We start from the raw sequence: 26928 nt of genomic DNA on the forward strand, positions 1-26928 counted from the left end.
ACGGCCTGGTCAGCGGCGAGGTGGCGCCTGAGCGAAGGCGGCCCAGGCGCCCGTTGCGAACAGCAGAGCCGGGCCGGCCGGGTCCTTGGAATCGCGGACGGCCACCAGCCGTGGCAGCGCGGCAACCTCGACGCATGCACCCTCGTCGCCGCTGCGGCTGCTCTTGCGCCACGCGGCCGCGGCCAAGGCCGCTGTGATTGTCGGTGTCATCGGTCCTACCGTCCCTTCAGGACTGACAGGAGCATCTCGCGGCTGTCCGCCGGGCTGAGCGCCACGCTTCGGAGATGCTCCATGATCTTGGTGCAGGTACGCGTCTCGCCGGCCCGGTCGAGGATCATCTGACCTGCCACGGTCTCCACCGAGGCGATGATCGGGTCCTCCGGGTCGGCGAACTCCAGGATGTGCAGCGAACCCCGCGTGCCCCGGTGGTAGCCGGCGGAGAGCGGGATCACCTGGACGCTGATGTTGGGCAGCTCGGCCATCTTGACCAGGTGACGCAGTTGCCCGTCCATCGCCGACTTGTCGCCGACGGGACGCAGCAGCGCGCCCTCGTCGATGATCGCGTCGAAGATGGGCGGGTTGTCGGCGGTGAGCCGTTGTTGACGGTCCAGCCGGATCTTGACCCGTTGCTCCACCAGGTCGTCGCCGAGGGTGTGCGGCCCGCCGCGCATCACGCCACGGACGTAGTCCGCGGTCTGTAGCAGGCCGGGCACCACCGAGGGCTCGAAGTTGGCGATGGCCGTCGCCTCGGCCTCCAGCGCGATGAAGTCGATGGTGCGCGGATCCAGCAGGTACGAGTACGACACCCACCAGCCCGGCTTGCGGGCGTCCTTCGCGAGCTGCACCGCCGCAGCCACCTCCTCGGCACCCACCCCGTACGACGTGAGCAGGGCGCGCACGGTGGCCGGGCTGATCAGGGTCTGGGCGTTCTCGTACCGGGAGAGGGTGCTGCGGGTGCTGTTGATCTCATCCGCCGCGGTTTCCAGCGTCAGGCCGGCGGCTTCCCGGTGATGGCGCAGGGCGATGCCGAGCCGGCGGGCGCGGGCGGTCTTGGGAGCCATACATCGATGGTCGCACACATTTGCGGGAACGTCTGCATGAGAAAACGTCGATGAGAGTTGCATTCACGGCTGTACACGTGTCAATCTGTTACCGCGTCCTCACCGCCGGTTGTCGTGGCGACGGTGGTGGTGAGCGACCGGAGGGGATGGGGCGCGCGGCGATCGGGTTTCTCCCCCGTGCCCGATCGTCGCGTGCCGCCCCGCCATCCCGTCCCGCCGGAAGGAGACGACGTGCGAACCTGTCCGGAGCCCTCCGCCGTGCACCCGGGCGGCTGTCGATGACCCGCTTCCTCGTGGTTCTCACCGACGTGCGCCCCGTCGAGGGCATCGACCGCAACGAGAGGGTCGCGCCCGAGCGGCGCCGACAGGTGGTCGGCGCCAGCAGTCGGGAGGCCGCCGACCGGATCGCCGGAGCGTTCATGGCGCTGGGCATGGTGCGGGCCGGCCGGCAACGGGTCAAGGTGATCGCGGTCGGTCGCCGGCACTCCCGGGACTGAGCAGGCCCAGGTCACCGGTCTGCAACACCGCGACTGTCCCGTCACGCACCGTACATCCTCTGTTGACCGATTGCCGTGTCGTGCTGTGGCTCGCCGGGTATCGCCTCGCCCTATCGCCACGCACAGTAAGGTCAACCGGGTGAGCGCCACCGGCGAGCACGACCAGCCGCAGTCGCGTACGAAGAGGTGACCGGAGTGACCACCCCAGGCAAGACCCGCGTGGCGATCGTGTTCGGCGGCCGCAGCCCGGAGCACGGCATCTCCTGCGTCAGCGCCGGCAGCGTCTTCGGCGCGCTCGACCCCGACGAGTTCGAGGTGGTGCCCGTCGGCATCACCCGGGCCGGCCAGTGGGTCCTGACCAGCGGAGATCCCGCCCAGCTCGCGATCAACGCCCGTCAGCTGCCGGAGATCACCGCCGACTCCGGCGACGACATCGTGCTGCGCGCCGACCCCACCGGCAACGGGCTCATGGTGCTCGACCCGACCGAGGGCCCCCGGGTGCTCGCCGACGTCGACGTGGTCTTCCCGGTGCTGCACGGCACGTACGGCGAGGACGGCACCATCCAGGGCATGCTGGAGATGGCCGGCATCCCCTACGTCGGGGCGAACGTGTTCGCGTCCGCAGCGGCGATGGACAAGGAGTTCACCAAGAAGCTCTGCGCCGTCGAGGGCATCCCGGTCGGCTCGTACGCCGTGCTGCGCAACGGCATGACGCTCAGCGAGCAGGACAAGGAGCGGCTCGGTCTGCCAGTCTTCGTCAAGCCGTCCCGGGCCGGGTCGTCGTTCGGCATCACCCGGGTCACCGACTGGGCGCAACTCGACGACGCGGTCGCCGCCGCCCGGCAGTTCGACCCGAAGGTCATCATCGAGGCCGCGATCATCGGCCGCGAGGTCGAGTGCGGTGTGCTGGAGGGCGAGGCCGGCGGTGCGCCCGAGGCGTCCGTGCTGGCCGAGGTGCGGGTCGTCGCCGACCACGACTTCTACGACTTCGAGGCGAAGTACCTCGACGACTCCTGCGAGTACGACATCCCGGCCGGCCTGCCGGACAAGGTGACCCGCCAGGTGCAGGAGTACGCCGTCCGCGCGTTCACCGCGCTGGACTGCGCGGGCCTGGCCCGGGCCGACTTCTTCGTCACCCCCGAGCTGGATATCTACCTCAACGAGATCAACACGATGCCCGGGTTCACCCCGACATCGATGTTCCCCCGGATGTGGGCGGCCTCCGGCCTGGAATATCCGAAGCTGGTCAACCGCCTGATCCGCACCGCCCAGCGGCGCGGCGTCGGCCTGCACTGAGCCACCCGGCCCAGGAGCGTCAGCCAGCTGAGCCGCCGGGTCCCGCCCGATGTGCGTCAGGCGGCGCGGGATCGGGTCAGCGCTGGCAGCCGGACGGGATGGCACCGCCGGAGGGCACTGTCGCCACGATCGTGCTGGAGATGGTCGTCAGCCACTGCAACGGCTGCTCGTAGGAGCGCGGGACACGCACCGTGATCAGCGTCTCCCGGTCGACAGTGCTGAGCACCGCCGCGTCGGCCTGCTCGGCCAGGTGCCAGCAGACCCGGTTCACCGTCCAGACCTCGTCGGTGCTGGGGAACTCCGGCTCGGTGCCGCCGCAGGCCACGGTGAGAGCGGGGTCTCCGTACGCCGCGTTCTGCTCGGGTCCGGCGGTGACCGGCCGCTGGGTCAGGTCGCGGATGTTCGCCGGCAGTTGAGAGAGCAGGGCCCGGCAGACCGTGGCCGGGCGGGCGGCCAGCGCCGGGGCGGCCATCTCCACCGGGGCGGTGGACTGCACCCGGGGAGTCGTCGCGGACGGGGTCGGCGCGGCCGCGGGTGCGCCCGGGCTGAGCTTGTTGAAGGCCAGCACGGCCACCAGCAGCGTGATCGGCAGCGCGATCACCGTGGCCAGTAGCGCGGCGCCGCGAATGGTCCGGTCCCGGCCGGCCGGCGCGGCGACGGCGGTGTCGGCCGGGTCGCGGTTACCGTCAGCCGGCTCACGCGTCCGGTCGTCGTCACGTGCAGAGGAGGCCGTCATCTCGTCCACTTACAGCCGCACCACCGAACACGTGAGGGTGCGGGTGATGCCAGGCACCATCTGCACCTTGCTGACGATGAGCTTGCCGAGCTCGTCGACGGTGTTCGCCTCGGTGAGGACGACCACGTCGTACGGCCCGGTGACGGCGTCGACGCGCACCACGCCGGGGATGTCCGCGATGAGACCCGCCACGTCACGTGCGCGGCCGACCTCGGTCTGGATGAGGATGTACGCCTGTACCACGACTCGACCTCCGTCCGTCGCCGCCCGGGAGCGGCCCGAAGGGTGAAACTACCTTACGGACCAGGTCTGATCCCTATCGGTCGTCAAGGAGCAGCGGTGAGCGAGCACGGCGGAGCCGGGCAGCACGGGCAGAACGCCGGCAGTGGCGCCAGTGTGTCCGGGATCGGGGAGTTCGGGCTGATCGGGAAGATAACTGCCCGACTCTCGTTCGGGCCCGCGACCCTGCTCGGTCCCGGCGACGACGCGGCGGTGGTGGCCGCCCCGGACGGCCGGGTGGCGGCCTCCACCGACGTGCTCGTCGACGGTCGGCACTTCCGGCGGGACTGGTCCTCGGCGCGCGACGTCGGGCACCGGGCGGCGGCGGCCAACCTGGCCGACATCGCGGCGATGGGCGCCACGCCGACCGCCCTGCTGGTCGCGCTCTGCATGCCGGCTGACCTGGAGACCGGCTGGGCGGAGGAGCTGGCCGACGGGCTCGCCGCCGAGGCGGCCACGGTCGGTGCCAGCGTCGTCGGCGGCGACATGTCGGCGAGCCCCACCCTGACCGTGGCGGTCACCGCGCTGGGCGACCTGGAGGGCCGCCCACCCGTGCTGCGCTCCGGCGCCCGTCCCGGTGACGTGCTCGCCCTGGCCGGGCGCAGCGGGTACGCGGCTGCCGGGCTGACCGTGCTCACCCGCGGCTTCCGCACCCCCCGGCTGCTGGTCGAGGCGTACCGGCGGCCGCAGGTGCCCTACCAGGCCGGCCCGCAGGCCGCCCGGCTCGGCGCCACCTCGATGATCGACGTGTCGGACGGGCTGCTCGCCGACCTCGGCCACGTGTCCGCGGCCAGCGGGGTGGCCATCGACGTGCGGCGGGACGCGTTCGAGGTGCCCCGGCAGATGGCCGACGCGGCACAGGCACTCGGCGTCGACCCGTACACCTGGATCCTGGCGGGTGGCGACGACCACGCGCTGGCCGCGACCTTTCCCCCGGCGGTCGTGCTGCCGCCGGACTGGCGGCCGGTGGGCCTGGTCACGGAGGGTGCCGGGGTGACGGTCGACGGCGCGCCCCACGACGGCCCGACCGGCTGGGACCATTTCCGGTGAGGCCTGGGGCCCGCCGTACCCTGGACACCGTGAGTGAGATCGAGATCCGGACGGTGCGGTTTGACGCACCGGTGGCACAGCAGTTGATCCAAGCCGCACTGGCCGACCTCGGCGCCCGCTACGGCGGCACCGGCGACGACACCCCGGTGGACGCGACCGAGTTCGAGCCGCCGGATGGCGCGTTCCTGGTCGCCTACCTGGCGGGCGAGCCGGTTGGGTGCGGTGGCTGGCGCAGCCACGGCGCGGACACCGCGGAGCTGAAGCGGATGTACACGGCCCCGGCTGCGCGTGGGCGGGGCGTGGCCCGCACGGTGTTGGCGGCCGTCGAGCGCTCGGCCCGGGAGCAGGGCCGCAAGCGGGTGGTCCTGGAGTGCGGGGACAAGCAGCCCGAGGCGATCGCGATGTACAGCTCCGCCGGTTACGAGCGGATTCCGAACTTCGGCTTCTACAAGGACGCGGAGGGCTGCGTCTCCTTCTGCCGCACCCTCTGACTCCGTTGCGGCGATCGACTCGGGTTTCTTGAACTCGGGCTGTCCCCAGCGCCGGACACCCCGACTCCCGGAAAACCGAGTCGATCAAGGCGGCACGCCACAGCTCAAGCAGCACAGCTCAGGCGGCGACCGGACGCGACAGAGCCGGCGGACCTCAGGGTCCGCCGGCTCCGCCGTACGAGAAGGTGGGTGCTACCGCGTCAGGCGCGGGTGACCTTGCCGGCCTTGATGCACGAGGTGCAGACCTGCAACTTCTTGGTGTTGCCGCCACCGGCCGGGGTACGCACCGACTGGATGTTCGGGTTCCAGCGGCGGTTGGTCCGCCGGTGCGAGTGGGACACGTTGTGGCCGAAGCCCGGTCCCTTGCCACAGACGTCGCACACGCTAGCCACGGGATACTCCTGGGATTGATACGTTCATGGGGTCGCCGGCAGGTGCTGCCCGGGCAACCTGGTCAGGTTACCCGATGACTCGCCGACCCGGCCAACCGGCCCGGTCCGGCGCTCGCCCGTGCCCCGGCTTGTGCCTGGTCGTGGGCCCGCCCGCCCGTGGGTGGGACCGGCCCGGCGGCAAGGGTACCGGAGGAGTTTGCCCGTGTTACGGCCACCGCCGGAGCGGGGCGCGGGGGACACGCGGGACGAGTCCGACGCGTGTCGGTGCGCGCCAGTAGGCTTCTGGCCGTGCTGGACACCCTCGACGCCGCCGCGGTCCGCCGCTGGTGTGCGAGCGGGTTGGCCGCGCTCAAGCGTCACCAGGGCGAGATCGACCAGCTCAACGTCTACCCGGTGCCCGACGGCGACACCGGCACCAACCTGGTGCTCACCCTCACCTCGGCCCAGCAGGCCCTCGCCATGAACCTGGACACCCTCCCCGACAGCGGGCCGACCGCGCACGGGCACGCGCTGCGGCTGATGGCGCAGGGCGCGCTGCTCGGCGCGCGGGGCAACTCCGGGGTGATCCTCTCGCAGATCCTGCGGGGGTTCGCCGACGAGGTTGCCGGGGTGCCGGCGGTGCGCGGCCGGGAGTTGGCCGCCGCGCTGCGCTCCGGCGCCGCCGCGGCGTACACCGCGGTTGCCCGGCCGGTCGAGGGCACAGTGCTCACGGTGGTCGCAGCGGCGGCCACGGGCGCCGAACGGGCGGACAGCGACGACCTGCCGGCGGTGGTCCGCGCCGCAGCCCGGGCCGCCGCCGAGGCGCTCTCCCACACCCCGGAGCAACTGCCGGCGCTGGCCCGCGCAGGCGTGGTCGACGCGGGTGGCCGAGGGCTGTGCGTGCTGCTCGACGCCCTGGTCGCGGTGCTCACCGGGGAGAGCACCCCTCAGCCCGCGCCGACGCCGCGCTCCGCCCGCCCGGCGGCCACCGTCGCCCGGGAGACCGGTTCCGACGAGTACGCGTACGAGGTGCAGTTCCTGCTCGACGCCGGGGCGGAGGCGGTCGACGGGTTGCGACGGGCGCTGGACGCGCTGGGGGATTCGCTGGTCATCGTCGGCGACGGGCGTGAGCCCGAGGGCACCTGGAACGTGCACGTGCACGTCAACGACGTGGGCGCCGCGGTCGAGGCGGGGGTCGCCGCCGGTCGCCCGTACCGGATCTCGGTGACCCGCTTCGCCGACCAGTCGGAGCCGCCCTCGGGCCCGGTAACGGCCGGGCGGGCCGCGGTGGTGGTCGCCACCGGCGGAGGCATCGCCGAGTTGTTCGCCGCCGAGGGCGCCACAGTGGTGCCGGGCAACCCGTCCACGGGTGAGCTGCTGGACGCCGTGCGCAGCACCGGCGCGGCCCGGGTGGTGGTGCTGCCCAACGACGCCAACACCGAAGCGGTGGCGAGCGCGGCGGCCCGCGAGGCCCATCGGCACGGCATCAAGGTCAGCGTGGTGCCGACCCGATCGCCCGTGCAGGCGCTGGCCGCCCTCGCGGTCCGCGACGGCGACCGCCGATTCGAGGACGACGTAATCGCGATGGCCGAGGCGGCCGGTGCCTGCCGCTACGCCGAGGTCTGCCACGCCAGCCGGGAGGCGCTGACCGTCGCCGGCCCGTGCCGTCCCGGCGACGTGCTGGCGCTGGTCGAGGGGGAGGTGCACCTCATCGGCACCGACCTCACCGACACCTGCGCCGCCGTGGTCGACCGGATGCTCGGCGGCGGTGGCGAGATGGTCACCCTGCTGGCCGGGGCGGACGCCCCGGCCGGGCTCACCGATGCCGTCCGCGCGCACGTCGCGAGACGCTGGCCGTTCGTCGAGGTGCACGCGTACCCGGGGGGCCAGCCGTTTTATCCGCTCCTGGTAGGGATCGAATGAGCGAACCAGCCACGGTGGACACTCCGCTGAAGAAGCTGGTCGGGGACAAGACAGCCAAGGCGCTGGCCACGCACCTCGACCTGCACACCGCGGGTGACCTGGTCTACCACTTCCCCCGTCGTTACGACGAGCGCGGCGAGCACACCGACATCCGCTCGCTGGACGTCGGCGAGCAGGTCACCGTGCTGGCACAGGTGCAGCGCACCGCGGTGCGCCCGATGCGGCAGCGGCGGGGCAACCTGCTGGAGGTGACCGTCGGCGACGGCTCCGGCGGGGTGCTGACACTGACCTTCTTCGGCAACCAGGCATGGCGCGAACGGGAGCTGCGCCCCGGCCGGTGGGGGCTGTTCGCCGGCAAGGTCACCGAGTTCCGGGGCAAGCGGCAGCTCAACGGCCCGGAGTACGTCCTGCTCGGCGAGGGTGGCGACGGCGAGGCGGCGGTCAGCGACGAGATCGAGGAGTTCGCGGGCGCGCTGATCCCGGTCTACCCGGCCGCCGCGGCCGTGCCGACCTGGGTGATCGCGCGCTGCGTGCGAGTCGTCCTGGACACGTTCACCCCTCCGGACGATCCGCTGCCGGGCACCGTGCGCGCCAGCCGCAAGCTGGTCGGGTTGGGCACCGCGTTGACCGAGATCCACCGGCCGTCCAGCAAGGAGGAGCTGCACCGGGCGCGGCGGCGGCTCAAGTGGGACGAGGCGTTCGCCGTCCAGCTGACCCTTGTGCAGCGCAAACACCGGGCAGCCGACTGGCCGGCGCGACCCCGCCCCGCGCGGTCAGGTGGGCTGCTGGACGCCTTCGACGCCCGACTGCCGTACGAGCTGACCGCCGGTCAGCGCGACGTCGGCGTGGAGATCGCCGCCGATCTGGCCGCGCCGCACCCGATGCACCGGTTGTTGCAGGGCGAGGTCGGCTCGGGCAAGACCGTGGTGGCGCTGCGGGCGATGCTCCAGGTGGTCGACGCGGGCGGGCAGGCCGCGCTGCTGGCGCCCACCGAGGTGCTGGCCGCCCAGCACTACCGCGGCATGCTCGACCTGCTCGGGCCGCTCGGGCGGGCCGGCGAGCTGGGTTCCGCCGAGCACGCCACCCGGGTCGAGCTGGTCACCGGCTCGCTGGGCGCTGCCGCTCGACGGCGGGCCCTCGGTGAGGTCGCCAGCGGTGCCGCCGGCATCGTGCTCGGCACCCACGCCCTGCTCTACGAGGGGGTCGACTTCGCCGATCTCGGGCTGGTGGTCGTCGACGAGCAGCACCGTTTCGGTGTGGAGCAACGCGACGCTCTTCGCTCCAAGGCCGACCAGCCGCCGCACGTGCTGGTGATGACGGCCACCCCGATCCCGCGCACGGTGGCGATGACCGTCTACGGCGACCTGGAGGTCTCCACCCTCTCCCAGCTGCCCCGGGGGCGATCGCCGATCGCCTCGCACGTGGTTCCCGCCGCCGAGAAACCGGCCTACCTGGACCGGGCCTGGCGCCGACTGCGCGAGGAGGTCACGGCCGGCCACCAGGCGTACGTGGTGTGTCCGCGCATTGGCGAGGGACCGGCCAGCGAGGAGGAGCCGCCACCGGTGGACGACAACGGCCGCCGACCGCCGCTGGCGGTGACCGAGGTGGCCCCGTTGCTGGCCGAGGGGCCGTTGCACGGGCTGCGGATCGGGGTGCTGCATGGCCGCCTGCCGGCCGACGAGAAGGACGCGGTGATGCGCTCCTTCGCGGCCGGTGACCTGGACGTGCTGGTGGCGACCACAGTGATCGAGGTCGGCGTGGACGTGCCGAACGCGACCGTGATGATCGTGCTGGACGCCGACCGCTTCGGTGTCTCCCAGCTGCACCAGCTCCGTGGCCGGGTCGGCCGGGGCTCCGCCGCCGGGCTCTGCCTGCTGGTCAGCGAGGCGGCCGAGGGTTCGTCGGCGCGCGAGCGGCTGGACGCGGTGGCGTCCACGAGCGACGGCTTCAAGCTCGCCGAGCTGGATCTGGAGCAGCGCCGCGAGGGTGACGTGCTGGGTGCCACCCAGTCCGGGCACCGCTCACACCTGCGGTTGCTGTCTCTGAAACGCGACACGGAGCTGATCCGCGACGCCCGTGCCGAGGCGATCACCCTGGTCGAGGACGACCCGGAGCTGACCCGCAATCCCGCGCTGGCCGCCTCGGTGGCCGCGCTGGTGGACGAGGACCGCGCGGAATACCTGGAGAAGGGCTGAGGATCGCCCGCTCTGTGATCCCCGGCCCGGCCGGTGATCCTCCGCAATAGACCAAGGGCGCGTCGACCGGGTGGTCGACGCGCCCTCAGTTGTCAGAGCGGGTTGTCTCAGGCGGTGAAGCGCACCCGACGACGACGCGCCATCACGAACAGGCCAGCACCGGCGGCGAGCAGCACCACGGCGCCCGCGATGATCCCGCCGGTCGCGGCACCGGTCAGGGGCAGGGTCGGCTCGTCCTTGCCGCCACCCTGACCCGGGTTGCACTCGGCCGGCTTCTCCCAGGCGATCGGGGCGGTGTCGTCCAGGCCCTCGGCGGCCGGCGTCACGGTCAAGCCCTCGAACGCCTCGAACTCGACGAACACGGTCTGGCCCGGCTCCACGGTCCGCTTCTGGGCCTCGCCCTTGTTCGGGGTGAGGGTTACCTCGAAGGCCTTGCCGTCCTTCGGGTTAGCGAAGCCGAAAACGAGCTTGTCGCAGGTCGACTCGTAGCCAGCCTGGGGCTCGCCGGGCTTGACGCAGTCTTCGGGACTCGCCCAGGTGTAGGGCTTGTCGACCGCCTTGTCACCCTCGCTGACGGTGATCTCGCCGGCCTTGGCGGGAACGACGATGTCGCCCTTGCTGGCGCCCGGCTGGACGGTGTACGTCTTCTCGAAACCCTTGGCCTTCACGGTGAGCTTGGCCGCGGTCGTGGCGTCGGCAGCGTTGGCCAACGTGACCGTGACGGCGCCATCGCAGTCAGAGGCGAAGCTGGCCGTCGGGACGGTCACCGCCGGGGGGGTGGTCGGCGTGGGGGTGGTCGGCGTGGGGGTCGGCGTCGGCTGAGTCGGCTCTGGCGACGGCGTTACCGGAGTTTCCTCCTTGGCGCAGGTGCCCCCGAAGGTGACCTCGCCCTTGCGAGCGCTCTCCTCCTTGTAGCCGTCGTTCCACTTGGCCTTCACCGCGAGGGTGGCCTTCGTCGCCGACCCCGGCACCCGCTGCACACCGGTGAGCGGCGTGTTGACGTCGTGGGGGTAATTGTTGCCAGCGGTCTCGACGATGTTGGTAACGGTGGTGTTCTCCGGCGCCAACTTGACGCTGTGCAGCTTGAAGCCGGTGGAGGAGTAGTGAGCGACACTCTTCACGGTCCAGGTCACCACCCACTCGCCGGTAGCGGTGTCGCAGATCGCTTGGCCGCTCGGCACGGTGTAGTGGGCGCTGGCGGGGCTCGCCACGACGCCGATACCGGCGAGGCCGATCAGCGCGCCGGCGGCGATGGCCGCGACGCGCCGGAACGGAGACTTGGGACGGATCACGGGTACTCCTGGAGTGCTGAAGCGTCAGGGGTGTGGCACGGGAGCGACAGTGGACGGTTACTGCACGTCCGATCGGAGAGGCGCGCTCCCGCACCGCGGGCCGGTGGGTTGCCGCCGGCACCCGGCAGACCCTAGCGAGATCGCCGCTCGTGATACAGCGCTCAGGATTTGCTAAGGCGAATGTTACGAATTCGAGATCATTGATATACGAAAGGTGATCATGTGGTCGCCGTGCCGGTGCTGACGCTGTCGGCAGCCAGATCCGACGGGTCGCGTAGCGTCGCGGGCATGAGCAGGAGGAGACAGTGACCCGGATCGTGGCCGGGACGCTCGGCGGCCGGCGGATCGCCGCGCCCCCCGGTGCCGGCACCCGACCCACCTCCGACCGGGTCCGCGAGGCGCTGTTCAGCGCCGTCGAGGCCGAGGTCGACCTCGACGGCGCCCGCTTCGCCGACCTGTACGCCGGCTCCGGCGCGGTCGGGTTGGAGGCGCTCTCCCGCGGGGCCGCGCACGTGCTGCTGGTCGAGTCGGACGCGCGGGCGGCCCGGGTGATCCGGGAGAACGTGGCGGCTCTGCGTGCCGGCCCCGCCGCCCGCCTGGTCACCGGCAAGGTGGCGACGGTGCTGGCCGCCGGTCCGGACGGTGGGCCGTACGACGTGGTCTTCGCCGACCCGCCCTACGCCGTGCCGGACGCGGAGATCACCGCGCTGCTGACCACGCTGGTCGACGGCGACTGGCTGGCGCCGGACGCGCTGGTGGTGGTGGAGCGGTCCCGGCGGACCAGGGAGTTCGACTGGGTGGACGGGATCACCCCGGAGCGCAGTCGCCGTTACGGCGAGACCACCCTTTGGTACGGTCGCCGATCATGAGACGTGCGGTGTGCCCCGGTTCGTTCGACCCGGTCACCAACGGACACCTCGACATCATCGGGCGGGCCAGTCGGCTCTTCGACGAGGTGATCGTCGGTGTGCTGATAAATCAGTCGAAGAGTGGCCTGTTCACCGTCGAGGAGCGGATCGAGATGCTCCGCGAGGTGACCTCGTCGTACGGCAACGTGCGGGTCGAGTCGTTCCGAGGGCTGCTGGTGGACTTCTGTCGGGCCCAGCAGGCGAGCGTGCTGATCAAGGGTCTGCGGGCGGTCAGCGACTTCGACTACGAGTTGCAGATGGCCCAGATGAACATCGGGCTGGCCGGCGTCGAGACGCTCTTCATGCCGACCAACCCGCTCTACTCGTTCCTCTCCTCAAGCCTGGTCAAGGACGTGGCCAAGTGGGGTGGCGACATCTCCGCGCACGTCCCCGACCTGGTCCGTGAGGCCCTTCAGGCCCGGCTCGGCCCCCGCCCCTGACACCCCCCATCCGGCGGTCCTGCCGCTTCGGTCGCCGTGACGCCCCTTTTGCGGAAAATGACGCAAGAGTGCGCGCAGGGTGGGCGCGGTGTGACGATGTCGCGACGCGCCGGGTTGGGGTGGATGGGGCCGGTGTGGGGCCGGCACGACATGATTGGTGGCGCGGGGAACGGCCGTAGCCCGCATCATGGAGGTCGGCCGAAGAACGACAGGAGTGAGGTACCGGTGGACCCGCTCGATCGCATCGACGAACTGATCGCCATGGTGGAGCAGGCCCGCTCCGTCCCGATGTCGCGTAACAACTGCATGGTCGACCGGGGTGAGATGATCGCGGTCCTCGACGAGATGCGCGCCGACCTCCCCGCCGACCTGCGTCGCGCCGCCGCTCTCCTGGAGGAGCGCGACAAGATCATGGAGGCCGGCAAGCGCGAGGCGGACCGGATCATCAGCGAGGGTGAGGCAGAACACGCCCGCCTGGTCTCGGTGAACGAGATCACCGTGTCGGCCGAGCACGAGGGTGCCCGGATCATCGCCGAGGCCCGGGCTGAGGCACAGCGCCTGCGTGAGGAGGTCGACGACTACGTCGACACCGCCCTGGCCAACTTCGAGCAGTTCCTCACCCGGGCGCTGGCCTCGATAGAGCGCGGCCGGGACAAGATGCACGCACTGCGGGAGATCGGCACCTTCGCTGGGGATGAGGCGGAACGCCCGCTACCCTTCTGAGCGGCACCTCACCAGCCGACTTCTCAGGCGGGCGTCGCCCCCGGTTCGACGGTCCGGCGGTCGTCCAGGTAACCTTTTTTGTCGGCCTCTCACCGGCCGGAGTCTGACTATGCCCAAGCACTCGCCATCGACACTCAACCCCAGGTCGCCGTTGGTCCTCGACACGAGGGACCTCCCGCGCCGCCCTGGCGCGTTGCGTGAAGTCCGGCGGGTCGTGCCGGCACCGGCGGACCTCGGTGTGGAGTTGATCGGCGTGCCGGAGGGCGCGGACCTCGACCTCGATCTGAGGTTGCAGTCGGTGTCCGAGGGCGTGCTCGTCTCCGGGACCATCACCGGTCCCGTTCAGGGCGAGTGCGGCCGTTGCCTGCGCGAGATCAACGACTCGATGGGCGTGACGATCCAGGAGCTGTACGCGTACGAGGACAGCACCACGGACGCCACGACCGACGAGGACGAGGTGGGCCGGATGCAGGGCGATCTGATCGACCTGGAGCCGGCGCTGCGGGACGCGTTGGTGCTCACGCTGCCGACCAACCCGCTCTGCCGGGAGGACTGCCCAGGACTGTGCCCTGAATGTGGGGCGCACTGGGACGATCTGCCGGCCGACCACAGTCACCAGCAGATCGACCCGCGTTGGGCGGGCCTGTCGCAAATGACCGTTACAGAGGAGTAAGAACCGTGGCCGTCCCGAAGCGCAAGATGTCGCGCAGCAACACCCGGTCCCGCCGGGCGAACTGGAAGGCGACCGTGGTCGCGACCGTTGCGTGCCCGCAGTGCAAGTCCCCGAAGCTGCCGCACGCCGCCTGCTCCGTCTGCGGCACCTACAACGGCCGCCAGGTTCTCGAGGTCTGACCTGGACGCCGAGTGACGCCCCCGACCCCAGGTCGGGCGGCGCGCGCATCCTGGCATTCGCCCGGTGCCCCGGCTCCCTCCGACGCCCGGCCCACTCCGGCCGGCGTCCCGGTGGAGCCGGGCACCGCGCGGATCGCCGTTGACCTCCTCGGCGGGGACGACGCTCCCGCCGTCGTGGTTGACGGCGCTCTGCGGGCCATGCGCGCCGACCCTGACCTGCACCTGCTCCTCGTCGGCCCGACCGAGGTCGCCGACGAGATGATTGCTGCCCTCGATCCGGCGCAACGCGCCCGGATCACTGTGCGGCCCGTCCGCGATGTCGTCGGTATGGCCGACCACCCCAGTGCCGCCCGCGCGGAGAGCACCGTCCGTGCCGCGGTCACCGCCGTTCGCGACGGCACCGCCGACGCCCTGGTGTCCGCCGGTGCCACGGGTGCCACCGTCACCGCCGCCGTCCTCGGCCTCGGCCGTTGGCCGGAGATCCGCCAACCTGCCCTGGCCGCCACCCTGCCCGCCGTGGCCGGGCCGGTCGTCCTGCTCGACGTCGGCGGCTCCCTCGAACCCCGTCCGGCCACTCTCGCCCGCCACGCCGTGCTCGGCGCCGCGTACGCCGCGGTGGCGCACTCGATCGCCGCGCCGCGGGTCGGCCTGCTCTCGGTCGGCACCGAGGCCGGCAAGGGCGACCGGGTCCGCCGGGCCACCGACCCGTTGCTCGCCGTCGAGCCGCTCCCCGGCGGGGCGCGCTACGTCGGCCTGGTCGAGGGGTACGACGTGGCCCTCGGCGCGCGCGCCGATGTGGTCGTCACCGACGGCTTCACCGGTAACGTGCTGCTCAAGGCCATCGAGGGCGCGTACGCCATGGCTGGCGGCCCTCCCAGCGGGGGTGGCGCGCCCCGCGCGGCCGCCCTGTTGGGCGTTGCGGGGACTGTGGTCGTCTGCCACGGTTCCGCCCGCGCCGACGACGTCGCCTCCGGCATAGCTCTCGCCGCTCACCTGTGGCGGCGGCGCGCCACCGATCTGGTCTCCGCGTTGCTCGACGGCGACGCCGCGACGGACCGCACCGACCGTTCCACCGACACCGAGGTACGCACATCATGAGCAACGACAAGCGGCGGCGGGCATCCGTCGGTCACCTGGAAGCCGCCTTCGGCGTGAGCCTGGAACCCGAGCTGCTGCAGCGTGCGCTGACCCACCGCTCGTACGCGTACGAGAACGGCGGGTTGCCCACCAACGAGCGGCTGGAGTTCCTCGGCGACTCGGTGCTCGGCGTGGTGATCACCACAGCGCTCTTCCACAACCACCCGGACCTGCCCGAGGGGCAGCTGGCCAAGCTGCGCGCCAGCGTGGTCAACATGAGGGCCCTCGCCGACGTGGCCCGTGGTCTGGGCCCGGACGGCCTCGGCGCGTACCTGCTGCTCGGCAAGGGCGAGGAGACCACCGGCGGCCGGGACAAGGCGAGCATCCTCGCCGACACGCTGGAGGCGCTGCTCGGCGCGATCTACCTCCAGTACGGGTTGGACACCACGGGGATCGTCATCCACCGGCTCTTCGACCCGCTGATGGCGGAGTCGGCCGGCCGGGGCGCCGCCCTGGACTGGAAGACCAGCCTGCAGGAGTTGACGGCGGCGCTGGGGCTCGGCGTCCCGGAGTACCGGATCGAGGGCACCGGCCCGGACCACCTGAAGACGTTCACCGCCTGGGTGGTGGTGGCCGGCAACCGGTACGGCGGCGCCGAGGGGCGCAGCAAGAAGGAGGCCGAGCAGCGGGCCGCCGAGGCCGCCTGGCGGACGCTCGCCGAGCAGAACGGCCAGAACGACGACGGTCAGGACGGGCGGGCCGGCGACGGGCGCCAGGACCAGCCGGTCGACCGGGGCGGCTCGGCCGACTCCGACGAGCCGTTCGGGCCGTTGGAGCGCGCCGAGCGGGCGGCCCAGGCCGAGCAGGCCGACCATCTGGCGCAGGCACTGCCGGCCGGGGGTGCCGACGGCCACGAGACGGGGTCACGGGGTGCCTGAGCTGCCCGAGGTGGAAACCGTTCGGCAGGGCCTGGCCCAGTGGGTCGTCGGCCGCCGGATCACCTCGGTCGAGGTCCGTCACCCGCGTGCGGTCCGCCGGCACATACCGGGTGACGTGCACTTCGCCGACGTGCTCGCCGGCCGGACGGTGCTCGACGCCCGCCGTCGCGGCAAGTACCTGTGGCTGCCACTGGACAGCGGCGACGCCATCATCGGGCACCTCGGGATGTCCGGCCAGATGCTGCTCCAGCCACCCGGCACCACCGACGAGACCCACCTGCGGGTCCGGTTCCGGTTCGCCGACGACGGGCCGGAGCTGCGCTTCGTCGACCAGCGCACGTTCGGCGGGCTCTCGGTGAGCGAGGGCGGCGCCGAGCTGCCCGACGAGATCGCGCACATCGCCCGCGACCCGATGGACCCGGAGTTCTCCGACGCGGAGTTCGTCGCCGCGCTGCGCCGCCGGCACACCGAGGTGAAGCGGGCCCTGCTCGACCAGACCCTGATCTCCGGGGTGGGCAACATCTACGCCGACGAGGCGCTCTGGCGCGCCGGGCTGCACGGCGCCCGACCCACCGACGCGCTGACCGGCCCTGCCGCGCAACGCCTGCTCGGCCACGTCCGCGACGTGCTCGGCGAGGCGATCAGACAGGGCGGCACCAGCTTTGACGCCCTCTACGTCAACGTCAACGGCGAGAGCGGCTACTTCGACCGGGCGCTGAACGCGTACGGCCGCGAGGGAGAGCCGTGCCGGCGGTGCGGCGCACCGATCCGACGCGAGGCGTTCATGAACCGGTCCTCGTACAGCTGCCCGCACTGCCAGCCACGGCCCCGGGGTTCCCTTCGGGGATGACCCGGAGCCGACTCCGGGGTGGTGCCGGCGGGTCGCGGCCGGCCGCTCCGGGCTGGACCCTGGCGTACGTCCCGATAGCGGGCTGACGCCCGCCGAACCGACCCCCGCGCGCCCTGCGGTGATTCCGGGGTGCGCCGGGGCCGATCCCCGATGTGACCGCCTCGTCACGCACCTAACGTCAGCACCGATCACTGGGGGCTGACGTGACAGGGGGAGTCGGAATGAGGAAAAGACCGGTGACGGTGCGGCTGGCGCGGTGGAGCGCCGAGCACCCGTGGCGGGCGCTCGCGATGTGGGCGGTGTTCGTGGCGGTGTGCTTCGTCGGCGGCAGCGCCGCCGGTCTCAACGAGGCCACCAGCGGCGACCAGGCGATCGGCGAGACGGGGCGGGCCGGCCTGATCGTGGACGCCGCTGACTTCGACGACCCGGCCGTGGACAACGTCCTCATCACCTCCCGGGGCGGTGCGCTGGACGAGGCGGCGGCCCGGGCGGCGGCCGACGACGCGGCGGCCCGGCTGCGCACTGTCGTCGGGGTCGCCTCGGTGGGCCAGCCGGTCACCGCCCGGGACGGCTCGGCGCTGCTGCTGCCGATCACGATGTCCGGTGACCCGGAGACGGCATCGGAACGGGTGCAGCCGTTGCGCGACGCCACCGCCGACGTGCAGGCCGAGCACCCGCAGTTGCGCGTCGAGCAGGTCGGCGGGCCGTCGATCGGCCAGGCCCTCGACGACACCCTGGGCAAGGACTTCAAGCGTGCCGAACTGCTCAGCCTGCCGGTCACCCTGGCGATCCTGATCATCGCGTTCGGGGCGCTGATCGCGGCCAGCGTGCCGGTGCTGCTGGCGCTCTCCTCGGTCGCCGCCGCGATGGGTCTGTCCACTCTCGCCTCACACCTGGTGCCGGCCACCGACACCACCGCCCCGGTGATCCTCCTGATCGGCATGGCGGTCGGGGTCGACTACTCGCTGTTCTACATCCGTCGGGAGCGGGAGGAACGTGCCAAGGGCCGATCCGGCCTCGACGCCGTGGAGATCGCCGCGGAGACCTCCGGACACGCGGTGGTGGTCTCCGGCTTCGCGGTGATCATCTCGATGGCCGGGCTGCTGCTCGCCGGCGACGTGGTCTTCTCGTCCCTCGCCGTCGGCTCGATCCTCGTGGTCGCCGTCGCGGTGACCGGCTCGCTGACCGTGCTGCCCGCCCTCCTGGCCAAGCTCGGCCGCTGGGTCGACCGGCCCAGGGTGCCACTGCTCTGGCGGCTGACCGCGCCGCGCACCGGCCGGCACGGCGAGCCCCGCAAGCCCCGGCTCTGGCCCGCGGTGCTCCGGCCCGCGCTACGCGCTCCGGTGGTGACGCTGGTCATCTCGGTCGGATTGCTGCTCGCGCTGGCAGCGCCGGCGCTCGGCATGAAGCTGAAGTTCCCCGGCATGGAGGACCTGCCCCGCACCACGCCGGCCATGCAGGCGTACGACCGGCTCACCGCCGCCTTCCCGAGCACCGGCACCAATCACGTGGTGGCCGTGCGGGCGCCGGCCGAGCAGGCTGACCGGGTTCGCGCCGCCCTCACCGAACTGTCCACCCGTGCCGCTGGCGATCCGTTGTTCGCGCCGGTCGAGGCGGACGGTCCGAAGATCGAGGTGTCGGCCGACCGGCGGGTGTCGGTACTGGACGTGGCCACCCCGTACGCCAGTCGGGACGACCGGTCGGTGCAGTCGCTGGAGAAGCTGCGCGCGGACCTGGTCCCGGCGGAGCTGCGGGGCATCCCCGGCATCGAGTACGCGGTCGGCGGCAGCGTGGCCGACAGCGAGGACTATGCCGCTCACGTCCGGCAGAAGTTGCCCCTGGTCATGGGCTTCGTGCTGGTGTTGACCTTCCTGGTCATGGTGTTCACCTTCCGGTCGGTGGTGATCGCGGCGAGTTCGATCGCCCTGAACCTGCTCTCCGCCGGCGCCGCGTACGGGCTGCTGGTGCTGATCTTCCAGGGTGAGTGGGCCCAGGGGTTGCTCGGTTTCACCTCGATGGGCGCCATCGTGTCCTGGCTACCGCTGTTTCTCTTCGTGGTGCTCTTCGGCCTTTCGATGGACTACCACGTCTTCGTGGTGAGTCGGATCCGCGAGGGGATCCGGGCGGGGATGCCCAACCGCGACGCGGTGTCCTACGGGATCACCTCCTCGGCCGGGGTGGTGACCAGCGCCGCGATCGTGATGGTCGGGGTCTTCTCGATCTTCGCCACGCTGAGCACTATCGACATGAAGCAGCTCGGCATCGGCCTCGCGGCGGCGATCCTGCTGGATGCCACGATCATCCGGGGTGTGGTGCTGCCGGCGCTGATGACCATGCTGGGCGACGCCAACTGGTGGGCCCCGCGCTTCCTGCGCCCGCGTCCGGCGCCCGCGCCGGCCGACCCGCCGGCCCCCGCCCCTGAGCTGGTGCCGGTGCCCTGACCCGCCCGGAAACCGCCCACGCCGTCCCCGCCCCACCGCTCGCCGTTCTTGCCCCTTGATCAACTCGGGTTCATTGATGTCGCGGTATCCCAGGCCGCCTGATACCGCGACATCATGAAAGGCGAGTCGATCAAGGGGTGGAGGCGAGCGGGGCGGGATGCGGTGGGGTGTGGCGGGGCTGGGCTGGGCTGGGTGTAGCCGGGCCACGGCCACGGCCACGGCCCGGCCCACAGCCGTGTCAGGGCAGGGGGCAGGCTTCCCGCCAGGCGTCCAACGGACGGTCCTTTCGGATCGACGCGAAGCCGTAGCCGACGGTGGTGACGCAGAACTCGTCGGTCGAGCTGGCGTACTCCACGTGGAAGACCGGTTTGCCGGCGTCGACGAACGGCAGCAGCTTGGCGCACTGGCCCAGTCGGACGCACTCCTCGTTGACGACGAAGTCGAAGTCCGGGGCCAGTGCGGCGAGCTGGGGCACGTCGTTGACCAGCCCGGGGGAGAGGCTCAGCGAGCGGGCCAGCTCGGCCAGCCGGCGGTTGAACAGCAGTTGGTCGTCGAAGTCGAGCGGGAAGCCGGTGCGGGACGCGTACCCGTCGGCGTCGGCGAGCGCCACCGCGCCAAAGCCCTTGCCCCGGCACAGTCGGAAACGGTCGGCCAGCACCGGCTTGAGTGCGTCCCAGCTCCGCACGTCCAGCCACCGGCTGTCGGGCCGACGCCCGATCGAGCCCTGGACGATGTCCGGGAACCGGCTGGCGTCCGGATCGGTGGTGCGGACCGACCCGACGTGCACCTGGCAGATCAACCGGCGGTCCCGGGAGCGCAGGTCGGTGGTCTGTTCGGTGGTGGTGACCACCGGGTCGAGCAGGAAGACGTCTGCATCCACCGTCGGGTCGAGCGGGCCGCTGAGCTGCCACTGCCACTGCCACGTGCGGGCCGACGCGGTCGGCCACGCGGTGGGCGCGCCGGGCGGGGTCAGCTTGGCTCGGCACCCGTACGCCGGCACGACCAGGAGGAGCGCGACGCCGGCCGACAGGACGCGGCGCAGTGGGCGTACGGCGACGTGTCGCCGCGGCCGGATCCACATCGGCAGCTCCCGGGTCCCGGACGGCCCGTCGCCGCCCGCACCGGTACGCCGCCCCGCACCCTCGGCCCGACGTACCTCACCGGGTCAAACGAGCGCGGGGGCGCGGACGACGCGCGGTCAGCGCGGCGCGGCGAAGACCTGCGTCCAGTACGGCCCGTTGCTGCTGGCGATGCCGACGCCGATCTCGGTGAACGCGCAGTTCAGGATGTTGGCCCGGTGGCCGGAGCTGTTCATCCAGGCATCCATTACCGCAGCCGGGGTCTTCTGGTTCCAGGCCACGTTCTCGCCGTAGGTGCGCCAGGTGTAGCCGACCCGGTTCAGGCGGGTGCCGGCGTTGCTGCCGTCGCTGCCGGTGTGCGACATCTTCTGGTGGTCGGCCTGGTCCTGACTGTGCTTCTGGGCGGCGGTCATCAGCTTGGCGTCGATGCTCAGCGCCTTGCAGCCGGCCTTGGCCCGCTCGGCGTTGACCAGGTTCACCACCTCGCGGGCCTGGGTGCTGACGGTGCCGCTGGAGCCGCTGTTCGTGTTCGGCGCGGTGCTGCGCTCGACGCTGCGGCGCGACGCGGCGGTGGTCCGTGACGCCGCCGGGGTCGGCTTGACGACCTTGCTCGGCGAGGGGCTCGGCTGCGCCGGGCTGGGCGTCGCGGACGCGGAGGGTGCGGCCAGGGTGTCGATGGCCGGCTGCTCGGCCGGGGCCTCCGTCGCGAAGGTGTCGTCGACGGCGGTTGGCTGACTGCCCCCGTTGTCTCCGCCGGGCAGCGCGAGCGCGCCGACGCCGAAGCTCACCACGAGGGTGGCCGCTGCGGCAGCGCCTCCGATCATCAGTGGCTTGCGCCAGCGGCGGGGAGAGCGGTGCCGGCCCTCGCCGGGCCGGCCGGTCACGCCGACGCTCATCTCCGGGTCGCCGTCGGTGCGCCAGCCGCCGGTGGTCTCCGCGTCGGTGTCCGGGTGCCAGCCGCCGGTGGGGTCCTCGACCGGGCGGCTGTTGGCCCAGGCGCCGCTCCCGCCTTCCGGGCGGTGGGCCGGCCAGGTGGCGGTGTGGGCGTCGGCCGAGTCGACAGGTGTCGCCGGGTCCGACTGCCAGCCGGTGGCGGGCTGCTCCGGGTGCCACTCGTCGCCGGGCTGGTTGGAGTCGTCACCGAACAGGTAGGCCGAGCGGGGTTCCGGGCGGTCGTGCAGCCAGGCCGGCTCGTCGGTCGGCCGTTCGACGCGCCGGGGTGCGCCGTTCGGGTCCATCGGGTCGGTCCAGCCGTACACGCCTATGCCTCCAGGGGTCGGTTGCGGGCCGGGGTGACGCTACGGCGCGGCCCCGAGCTGCGGCAACGTGGCTAAGGAAGAGTTAAGGGGAAGTCGGACGCGAGGGGGCGGACTTCCGGAAATCCGGGCGTACAGTAAAGGTGTCCGGACAGAGAGTGTCCGTGCCTTGAAGGCAGCCCCCCGACAAGTGGACAGGTCGACGTGGAGATGATCTACGGCCTGCGAGAACTTGACGAAGGAGGGGGTTTCGGCTCAATATATAGGTGTCGCCAGTCGCGCCCGGTCATGCCCAGATACAGCCTGGAATGACAGCCGCGTACTTAATGGGCGCGCGTTGGCCGGCCTTTCCGGCAGCGCATATCAAGGAGTCAGCATGGCGAAGGCCCTCTACGGCCACGTAGGTGCAGCGCCCGACCGGCGTCTGCTCGACGAGGTCACCCGACTGCGTGCCAGGGTGCAGGCACTGGAGTTCGAGATCACGCGTCTGCGTGCCGACAACGATCGGCTCGCGGCGGCTGCGGCGGAGGCGGACGATCTGCTCCGTCTGGCCGAGCCGGCGCTGACCTGATCTCCACCTCGACAAAACTGAATCGCACTATCGCAAAAAGCGCGCCGACACGTTCTGTGCCGGCGCGCAACACTGTCCGGTTCCTTTCGGGCCGACGATTTGTGATCTTGTGGTCGGTCGCACGGGAACCGTCCCGGCCGCATCCGAATAGCGCGCCCACGGATAAGCCGATCATGAACTGCTCTCGCCATTATCGGGGCCGTCGGAACAACAGCGCGGTGGTGCCTCGCGCCCTCGACGCACACGACCCGGGGCGGGTCGCGTGCTCCTCCGCTCCCACCACCGGGTTAGTCTGCGAGTTCACCCAGGTCCCCAGAGCCGGCGACGGTACGGCGGCCACCGGACGAGGATCGAGAAGGTGTATCTCAAGAGCCTGACGGTGAAGGGCTTCAAGTCCTTCGCCTCCGCCACGACGTTGAAGCTGGAGCCCGGGATCACCTGTGTGGTGGGCCCGAACGGCTCCGGCAAGTCCAACGTCGTCGACGCCATCGCCTGGGTCCTCGGCGAGCAGGGCGCCAAGGCCCTGCGCGGCGGCAAGATGGAGGACGTCATCTTCGCCGGCACCGCCGGCCGGGCGCCACTGGGCCGCGCCGAGGTCACCCTCACCATCGACAACACCGACGGCGCGCTGCCGATCGAGTACACCGAGGTCTCCATCACCCGCCGGATGTTCCGCTCCGGCGAGAGCGAGTACGAGATCAACGGCAACACCTGCCGGTTGCTCGACATCCAGGAGCTGTTGTCCGACTCCGGCATCGGCCGAGAGATGCACATCATCGTCGGGCAGGGCCGGCTCGACGGCATGCTGCACGCCAAGCCGGAGGACCGGCGGGCGTTCATCGAGGAGGCGGCCGGCGTCCTCAAGCACCGCAAGCGCAAGGAAAAGGCGCTGCGCAAGCTCGACGCGATGCAGACCAACCTCAACCGCCTGACCGACCTCACCGCTGAGCTGCGCCGTCAGCTCAAGCCACTGGGCCGGCAGGCCGAGGTGGCCCGCCGTGCCGCCGCCATCCAGGCCAACCTGCGCGACGCGCGGCTGCGCCTGCTCGCCGACGACCTGGCCACCCTGCGCACCACCCTCGATCGGGAGATCGCCGACGAGACCGCGCTGCGCGAGCGGCGTGAGCAGATCGAGGGCGAGCACGTCGAGGTGCAGGGCCGGCTCGGCGAGTTGGAGGCCGCCCTCGCGGAGGACGCGCCGCTGCTCGCCGCCGCCCAGGACACCTGGTACAAGCTGTCCGCCCTCCAGGAGCGCTTCCGCTCGATCGAGCAGTTGGCCCGGGAACGGCTGCGGCACCTCAGCGCCAGCGGCGACGACGAGCGGCCCGGCCGCGACCCGGACCAGCTGGAGGCCGAGGCGGAGCGCGTCCGCGAGCAGGAGGAGGAGCTGCGCGGGGCACTTACCGACGACCAGATCCGGCTGGCCGAGGCGGTCGAGCACCGCCAGGAGCTGGAACGGCAGCTCGCCGCCGCCGAACGGGAGCTGGTCGCCGCCGCCAAGGCCATCGCCGACCGCCGGGAGGGGATGGCCCGGCTCACCGGGCAGGTCAACTCGGCCCGCGCCCGGACGACCAGCGCCGGCGAGGAGATCGAACGACTCGCCGTCGCCCACGCCGACGCGCTGGGCCGCGCCGAGCAGGCGCAGGCCGACCTGGACGCGGTGGCCGCCCAGTCCACCGAGGCCGACCGGGACAACGCGGACCTGGACGCCCGGCACGCCGAGGCGGTCGCCGTGCAGGAGCGGGCGCAGGCCACCGTGCGCTCGCTGTCCGACGCCGAGCGGGCGGCGGAGAAGGACGCCGCCACCTGGAAGGCCCGGGAGGAGGCGCTGGCGCTCGGGCTGCGCCGCAAGGACGGCGCGGGAGCGCTGCTCGCCCGGGCCGGCGACGTGCCCGGCCTGCTCGGCAGCCTCGCCGGGCTGCTCACCGTCGCGCCCGGCCACGAGGCCGCGCTGGCCGCCGCGCTCGGCGGTCTCGCCGACGCGGTCGCCGTCAGCGGGGTGGACGAGGCCGTCGAGGCGATGCGCCTGCTGAAGATCTCCGACGCCGGCCGGGCCGGCCTGCTCGTCGGCAGCCCGGCGGGGCCCGGCATGACCGGTTCCGCCGACGCGCTGCGCCCGAAGCTGCCCGACGACGCCCGGTGGGCCCCCGACCTGGTGGAGTGCAGCGCTGAGCTGCGTCCGGCCGTGCACCGGGCACTGCGCGACGTGGCGCTCGTCGACGATCTCGCCGCCGCCGCCGACCTGGTCGCCAGCAACCCCGAGCTGCGGGCGGTCACCCCCGACGGTGACGTGGTCGGGGCGTACGCGGCGGCTGGTGGGTCGGCCAAGGCCCCCAGCTACATCGAGGTGCAGGCCGCCGTCGAGGAGGCCCGCGCCAACCGGCTCACCGCCGAGCGCGCGGGCGTGGAGCTGCGCGACCAGCTCGTCGAGGCGCGCGCCGAGGGGGCCGCCGCCAAGGAGGCCGTGCAGCACGCCGCCGCCGAGAAGCGTGAGGCGGAGAGCCACCGCAACGCCGCCGCGCGCCGGCTGGCCGAGCTGGGGGCGGCGGCCCGCTCGGCGAAGGCGGAGACCGACCGGCTCGGTGAGTCCCGCTCCCGCGCCGAGGCGGCTCGACAGCGGGACCTCACCGCACTCGCCGAGCTGGAGGAACGGCTGCGGCTGGCCGAGGAGACCCCGGTCGACGCCGAGCCGTCCAGCGAGGAACGGGACCAGCTCGCCGCGATGGTGCCGCAGGCCCGGCAGAACGAGATGGAGGTCCGGCTCGCCGTGCGTACCGCCGAGGAGCGGGTCTCCTCGATCGCCGGTCGGGCCGACTCGCTGGCCCGGCAGGCCACCGCGGAGCGGGCCGCCCGGGAGCGCGCCGCAGCCCGGCGGGCCGCGCGCACCAGGGGTGCGGGCATCGCCCGGGCCGTCGCCGGCGGCGCCCGGGAGGCCCTCACCCGGCTCACCACCTCGATCGCGACGGCCGAGGAGCACCGCGACGCGGTCGCCCTGGAACGCGCCGCCCGTGAGGCGGAGCTTCAGGAGGTACGCGGGGCAGCCAAGCGTCTCGGCGCGGAGCTGGAGCGGCTGACCAGCCAGGTGCACCGTGACGAGGTGGCCCGCGCCGAGCAACGACTGCGCATCGAGCAGTTGGAGGCGAAGGCCGCAGAGGACTTCGGGCTGGACGTGGAGACGCTGGTCGCCGAGTACGGCCCCGCGCAGCCCGTTCCGCCGACCCAGGTCGACGTCGCGACGGCCGAACGGGACGGCCTGCCGGTGCCCGAGCCGGTGCGCTACGAGCGGCCGGTGCAGGAGAAGCGCGCCGCCAAGGCGGAACGCGAACTGGCCCTGCTCGGCAAGGTCAACCCGCTCGCGCTGGAAGAGTTCGCCGCGCTGGAGGAGCGCTTCAAGTTCCTCTCCGAGCAGTTGGAAGACCTCAAGGCCACCCGTCGGGACCTGCTCACCGTGGTCAAGGACGTGGACGAGCGGATCCTGGAGGTCTTCGCCAGCGCCTTCGAGGACACCGCTCGGGAGTTCGAGCAGGTGTTCACGGTGCTCTTCCCGGGCGGCGAGGGCCGGCTGATCCTCACCGAGCCGGACGACCTGCTCACCACCGGCGTCGAGGTGGAGGCCCGCCCGCCGGGCAAGAAGATCAAGCGGCTGTCGCTGCTCTCCGGCGGCGAGCGGTCGCTGACCGCGGTGGCCATGCTTGTGGCGATCTTCCGTGCCCGGCCCAGCCCGTTCTACATCATGGACGAGGTGGAGGCGGCCCTCGACGACGTCAACCTGGGCCGGCTGATCCTGTTGCTGGCACAGTTGCGGGAGAAGAGCCAGCTGATCGTCATCACGCACCAGAAGCGGACGATGGAGATCGCGGACGCGCTCTACGGGGTCACCATGCGCAGCGGGGTCACCCAGGTGATCAGCCAACGGCTCAACCGGGCCGACGAGGACGACCAGCGGCACGGCCGCGGCGAGGAGAACGGGTAGTGGCTCGGGAACGCGCGACGGCGCTCCTGCTGGACTTCGACGGCGTACTGCGCCGGTGGGATCCGGCGGTGGCTGCCGGTGTCGAGCGGGAGTACGGCCTGTCCGAGGGGGTGCTCGGCGAGATCGCCATGCAGTGGGGCCGGCTTCAGCCGGTGCTCACCGGCCAGGTCAGCCACGCCGAGTGGGTGAGCAGCGTGGCCGACGCTCTCGCCGAGCCGGCCGGTGGCCCGGACCGGGCCCGGGCAGCGGTGGAGCAGTGGCAGCGCTACCGGGGTGAGGTGGACACCGAGGTGCTCGACTTCGTCCGCGAGGTACGCGCGGCCGGGATCACCGTCGGGCTGGGCACCAACGCCACCGACCTGCTCGACGCCGACCTGGCCGCCCTCGGTCTGGTCGGCGAGCTGGACGTGGTGGTCAACTCCTCCACCCTCGGAGTGCACAAGCCCGCCCCGGAATACTTCCAGGCCGCCTGCCAGGCCCTGGCCACCCCGCCGGCCCGGGTGCTCTTCGTCGACGACGAGGACTGGGCCGTACGGGGTGCCCGCTCCGCCGGGCTGTCGGCGCACCGCTGGGGTGGCCACGCCGACCTGCGTTACCTGCGGGCGGCTCTGGGCCACTGAGCCGCGCCG

General features: G+C 72.2%; 26 protein-coding genes. 18 read left to right on the top strand and 8 right to left on the bottom strand.

Going from position 1 to position 26928, the window contains the following annotated elements; genetic code table 11:
• Positions 1-9 precede the first annotated feature (9 nt).
• Both FBZ33_RS05240 and FBZ33_RS05245 read right to left on the bottom strand, forming a co-directional pair.
• Positions 10-210, bottom strand: a complete 201-nt coding sequence (locus FBZ33_RS05240) for a DUF397 domain-containing protein (protein WP_088946584.1) — start codon at positions 208-210, stop codon at positions 10-12.
• Between the two features lie 5 nt (positions 211-215).
• Positions 216-1061 carry a helix-turn-helix transcriptional regulator gene (locus FBZ33_RS05245; RefSeq protein ID WP_141908195.1) on the bottom strand — a complete coding sequence of 282 codons (846 nt, stop codon included), beginning with the start codon at positions 1059-1061 and terminating at the stop codon, positions 216-218.
• Between the two features lie 278 nt (positions 1062-1339).
• Between FBZ33_RS05245 and FBZ33_RS05250 the strand changes: the two genes are divergently transcribed.
• Both FBZ33_RS05250 and FBZ33_RS05255 read left to right on the top strand, forming a co-directional pair.
• Positions 1340-1558: a hypothetical protein gene (locus FBZ33_RS05250; RefSeq protein ID WP_088946586.1), complete on the top strand. Its 219-nt coding sequence runs from the start codon at positions 1340-1342 to the stop codon at positions 1556-1558.
• Between the two features lie 195 nt (positions 1559-1753).
• A complete protein-coding gene (locus FBZ33_RS05255) occupies positions 1754-2854 on the top strand; it encodes a D-alanine--D-alanine ligase family protein (protein ID WP_141908196.1) in 1101 nt (366 codons plus the stop codon).
• Positions 2855-2930: 76 nt separating this feature from the next.
• Here the strand turns inward: FBZ33_RS05255 and FBZ33_RS05260 are convergent, their stop codons facing one another.
• A complete protein-coding gene (locus tag FBZ33_RS05260; RefSeq protein WP_141908197.1) occupies positions 2931-3590 on the bottom strand; it encodes a DUF3515 family protein in 660 nt (219 codons plus the stop codon).
• Positions 3591-3599: 9 nt separating this feature from the next.
• Positions 3600-3833 (bottom strand): Lrp/AsnC ligand binding domain-containing protein, encoded by a 234-nt coding sequence (locus tag FBZ33_RS05265; RefSeq protein ID WP_030487446.1) that lies wholly within the window; start codon positions 3831-3833, stop codon positions 3600-3602.
• 153 nt (positions 3834-3986) lie between these two features.
• Here FBZ33_RS05265 and FBZ33_RS05270 point away from each other — a divergent pair, with 153 nt between their 5' ends.
• Positions 3987-4919 carry a thiamine-phosphate kinase gene (locus FBZ33_RS05270; protein WP_370453075.1) on the top strand — a complete coding sequence of 311 codons (933 nt, stop codon included), beginning with the start codon at positions 3987-3989 and terminating at the stop codon, positions 4917-4919.
• 29 nt (positions 4920-4948) lie between these two features.
• Positions 4949-5410: a GNAT family N-acetyltransferase gene (locus tag FBZ33_RS05275; RefSeq protein ID WP_141908199.1), complete on the top strand. Its 462-nt coding sequence runs from the start codon at positions 4949-4951 to the stop codon at positions 5408-5410.
• 200 nt (positions 5411-5610) lie between these two features.
• On the opposite strand, the gene rpmB is transcribed toward FBZ33_RS05275, so the two are convergent.
• A complete protein-coding gene (gene rpmB / locus FBZ33_RS05280; RefSeq protein ID WP_007456456.1) occupies positions 5611-5802 on the bottom strand; it encodes a 50S ribosomal protein L28 in 192 nt (63 codons plus the stop codon).
• Positions 5803-6090: 288 nt separating this feature from the next.
• On the opposite strand from rpmB, the gene FBZ33_RS05285 reads away from it, so the two are divergent.
• On the top strand, positions 6091-7704 hold the full coding sequence (locus FBZ33_RS05285; protein ID WP_141908200.1) for a DAK2 domain-containing protein: 1614 nt from the start codon (positions 6091-6093) through the stop codon (positions 7702-7704).
• Positions 7701-9899, top strand: a complete 2199-nt coding sequence (recG, locus tag FBZ33_RS05290; protein ID WP_099851154.1) for an ATP-dependent DNA helicase RecG — start codon at positions 7701-7703, stop codon at positions 9897-9899. Before FBZ33_RS05285 ends, recG begins: the two co-directional genes overlap by 4 nt.
• Before the next feature lie 107 nt (positions 9900-10006).
• Here the strand turns inward: recG and FBZ33_RS05295 are convergent, their stop codons facing one another.
• On the bottom strand, positions 10007-11191 hold the full coding sequence (locus FBZ33_RS05295; protein ID WP_141908201.1) for an LPXTG cell wall anchor domain-containing protein: 1185 nt from the start codon (positions 11189-11191) through the stop codon (positions 10007-10009).
• Between the two features lie 305 nt (positions 11192-11496).
• Between FBZ33_RS05295 and rsmD the strand changes: the two genes are divergently transcribed.
• The 9 genes from rsmD to FBZ33_RS05340 all read left to right on the top strand — a co-directional run bounded on the left by rsmD (position 11497) and on the right by FBZ33_RS05340 (position 19420).
• The gene (gene rsmD / locus FBZ33_RS05300) at positions 11497-12060 is read left to right on the top strand and encodes a 16S rRNA (guanine(966)-N(2))-methyltransferase RsmD (protein WP_088946594.1); all 564 of its coding nucleotides are present in this window, start codon (positions 11497-11499) and stop codon (positions 12058-12060) included.
• A complete protein-coding gene (gene coaD / locus FBZ33_RS05305) occupies positions 12057-12539 on the top strand; it encodes a pantetheine-phosphate adenylyltransferase (protein WP_088946595.1) in 483 nt (160 codons plus the stop codon). Before rsmD ends, coaD begins: the two co-directional genes overlap by 4 nt.
• A gap of 225 nt (positions 12540-12764) precedes the next feature.
• A complete protein-coding gene (locus tag FBZ33_RS05310; protein WP_099851159.1) occupies positions 12765-13262 on the top strand; it encodes a hypothetical protein in 498 nt (165 codons plus the stop codon).
• A 109-nt stretch (positions 13263-13371) separates the two neighbouring features.
• A complete protein-coding gene (locus FBZ33_RS05315) occupies positions 13372-13935 on the top strand; it encodes a DUF177 domain-containing protein (protein ID WP_088946597.1) in 564 nt (187 codons plus the stop codon).
• Between the two features lie 5 nt (positions 13936-13940).
• Positions 13941-14114 carry a 50S ribosomal protein L32 gene (gene rpmF / locus FBZ33_RS05320; protein WP_030335284.1) on the top strand — a complete coding sequence of 58 codons (174 nt, stop codon included), beginning with the start codon at positions 13941-13943 and terminating at the stop codon, positions 14112-14114.
• Positions 14115-14225: 111 nt separating this feature from the next.
• Complete coding sequence (locus tag FBZ33_RS05325; RefSeq protein ID WP_141908202.1) at positions 14226-15212, top strand: phosphate acyltransferase PlsX; 987 nt, start codon at positions 14226-14228, stop codon at positions 15210-15212.
• Entirely contained in the window at positions 15209-16129 is a 921-nt protein-coding gene (rnc, locus tag FBZ33_RS05330) for a ribonuclease III (protein WP_370452980.1), read from the top strand. Before FBZ33_RS05325 ends, rnc begins: the two co-directional genes overlap by 4 nt.
• Positions 16122-16979 carry a bifunctional DNA-formamidopyrimidine glycosylase/DNA-(apurinic or apyrimidinic site) lyase gene (gene mutM, locus FBZ33_RS05335; RefSeq protein WP_141908204.1) on the top strand — a complete coding sequence of 286 codons (858 nt, stop codon included), beginning with the start codon at positions 16122-16124 and terminating at the stop codon, positions 16977-16979. Before rnc ends, mutM begins: the two co-directional genes overlap by 8 nt.
• Positions 16980-17200: 221 nt before the next feature.
• Positions 17201-19420 carry an MMPL family transporter gene (locus FBZ33_RS05340; protein WP_141908205.1) on the top strand — a complete coding sequence of 740 codons (2220 nt, stop codon included), beginning with the start codon at positions 17201-17203 and terminating at the stop codon, positions 19418-19420.
• Between the two features lie 238 nt (positions 19421-19658).
• On the opposite strand, the gene FBZ33_RS05345 is transcribed toward FBZ33_RS05340, so the two are convergent.
• Entirely contained in the window at positions 19659-20501 is an 843-nt protein-coding gene (locus tag FBZ33_RS05345; protein ID WP_141908206.1) for an endo alpha-1,4 polygalactosaminidase, read from the bottom strand.
• 117 nt (positions 20502-20618) lie between these two features.
• Positions 20619-21758: a CAP domain-containing protein gene (locus FBZ33_RS05350; protein WP_255508725.1), complete on the bottom strand. Its 1140-nt coding sequence runs from the start codon at positions 21756-21758 to the stop codon at positions 20619-20621.
• A gap of 373 nt (positions 21759-22131) precedes the next feature.
• Here FBZ33_RS05350 and FBZ33_RS05355 point away from each other — a divergent pair, with 373 nt between their 5' ends.
• The 3 genes from FBZ33_RS05355 to FBZ33_RS05365 all read left to right on the top strand — a co-directional run bounded on the left by FBZ33_RS05355 (position 22132) and on the right by FBZ33_RS05365 (position 26919).
• The gene (locus FBZ33_RS05355) at positions 22132-22326 is read left to right on the top strand and encodes a hypothetical protein (RefSeq protein WP_007456482.1); all 195 of its coding nucleotides are present in this window, start codon (positions 22132-22134) and stop codon (positions 22324-22326) included.
• Between the two features lie 358 nt (positions 22327-22684).
• Positions 22685-26299: a chromosome segregation protein SMC gene (smc, locus tag FBZ33_RS05360; RefSeq protein WP_141908207.1), complete on the top strand. Its 3615-nt coding sequence runs from the start codon at positions 22685-22687 to the stop codon at positions 26297-26299.
• The gene (locus FBZ33_RS05365; protein WP_088946604.1) at positions 26299-26919 is read left to right on the top strand and encodes an HAD-IA family hydrolase; all 621 of its coding nucleotides are present in this window, start codon (positions 26299-26301) and stop codon (positions 26917-26919) included. Before smc ends, FBZ33_RS05365 begins: the two co-directional genes overlap by 1 nt.
• The last annotated feature ends 9 nt before the right edge of the window (positions 26920-26928 follow it).

It is taken from the genome of Micromonospora sp. A202 (genome assembly GCF_006715105.1).
Classification (GTDB): domain Bacteria; phylum Actinomycetota; class Actinomycetes; order Mycobacteriales; family Micromonosporaceae; genus Micromonospora; species Micromonospora zamorensis.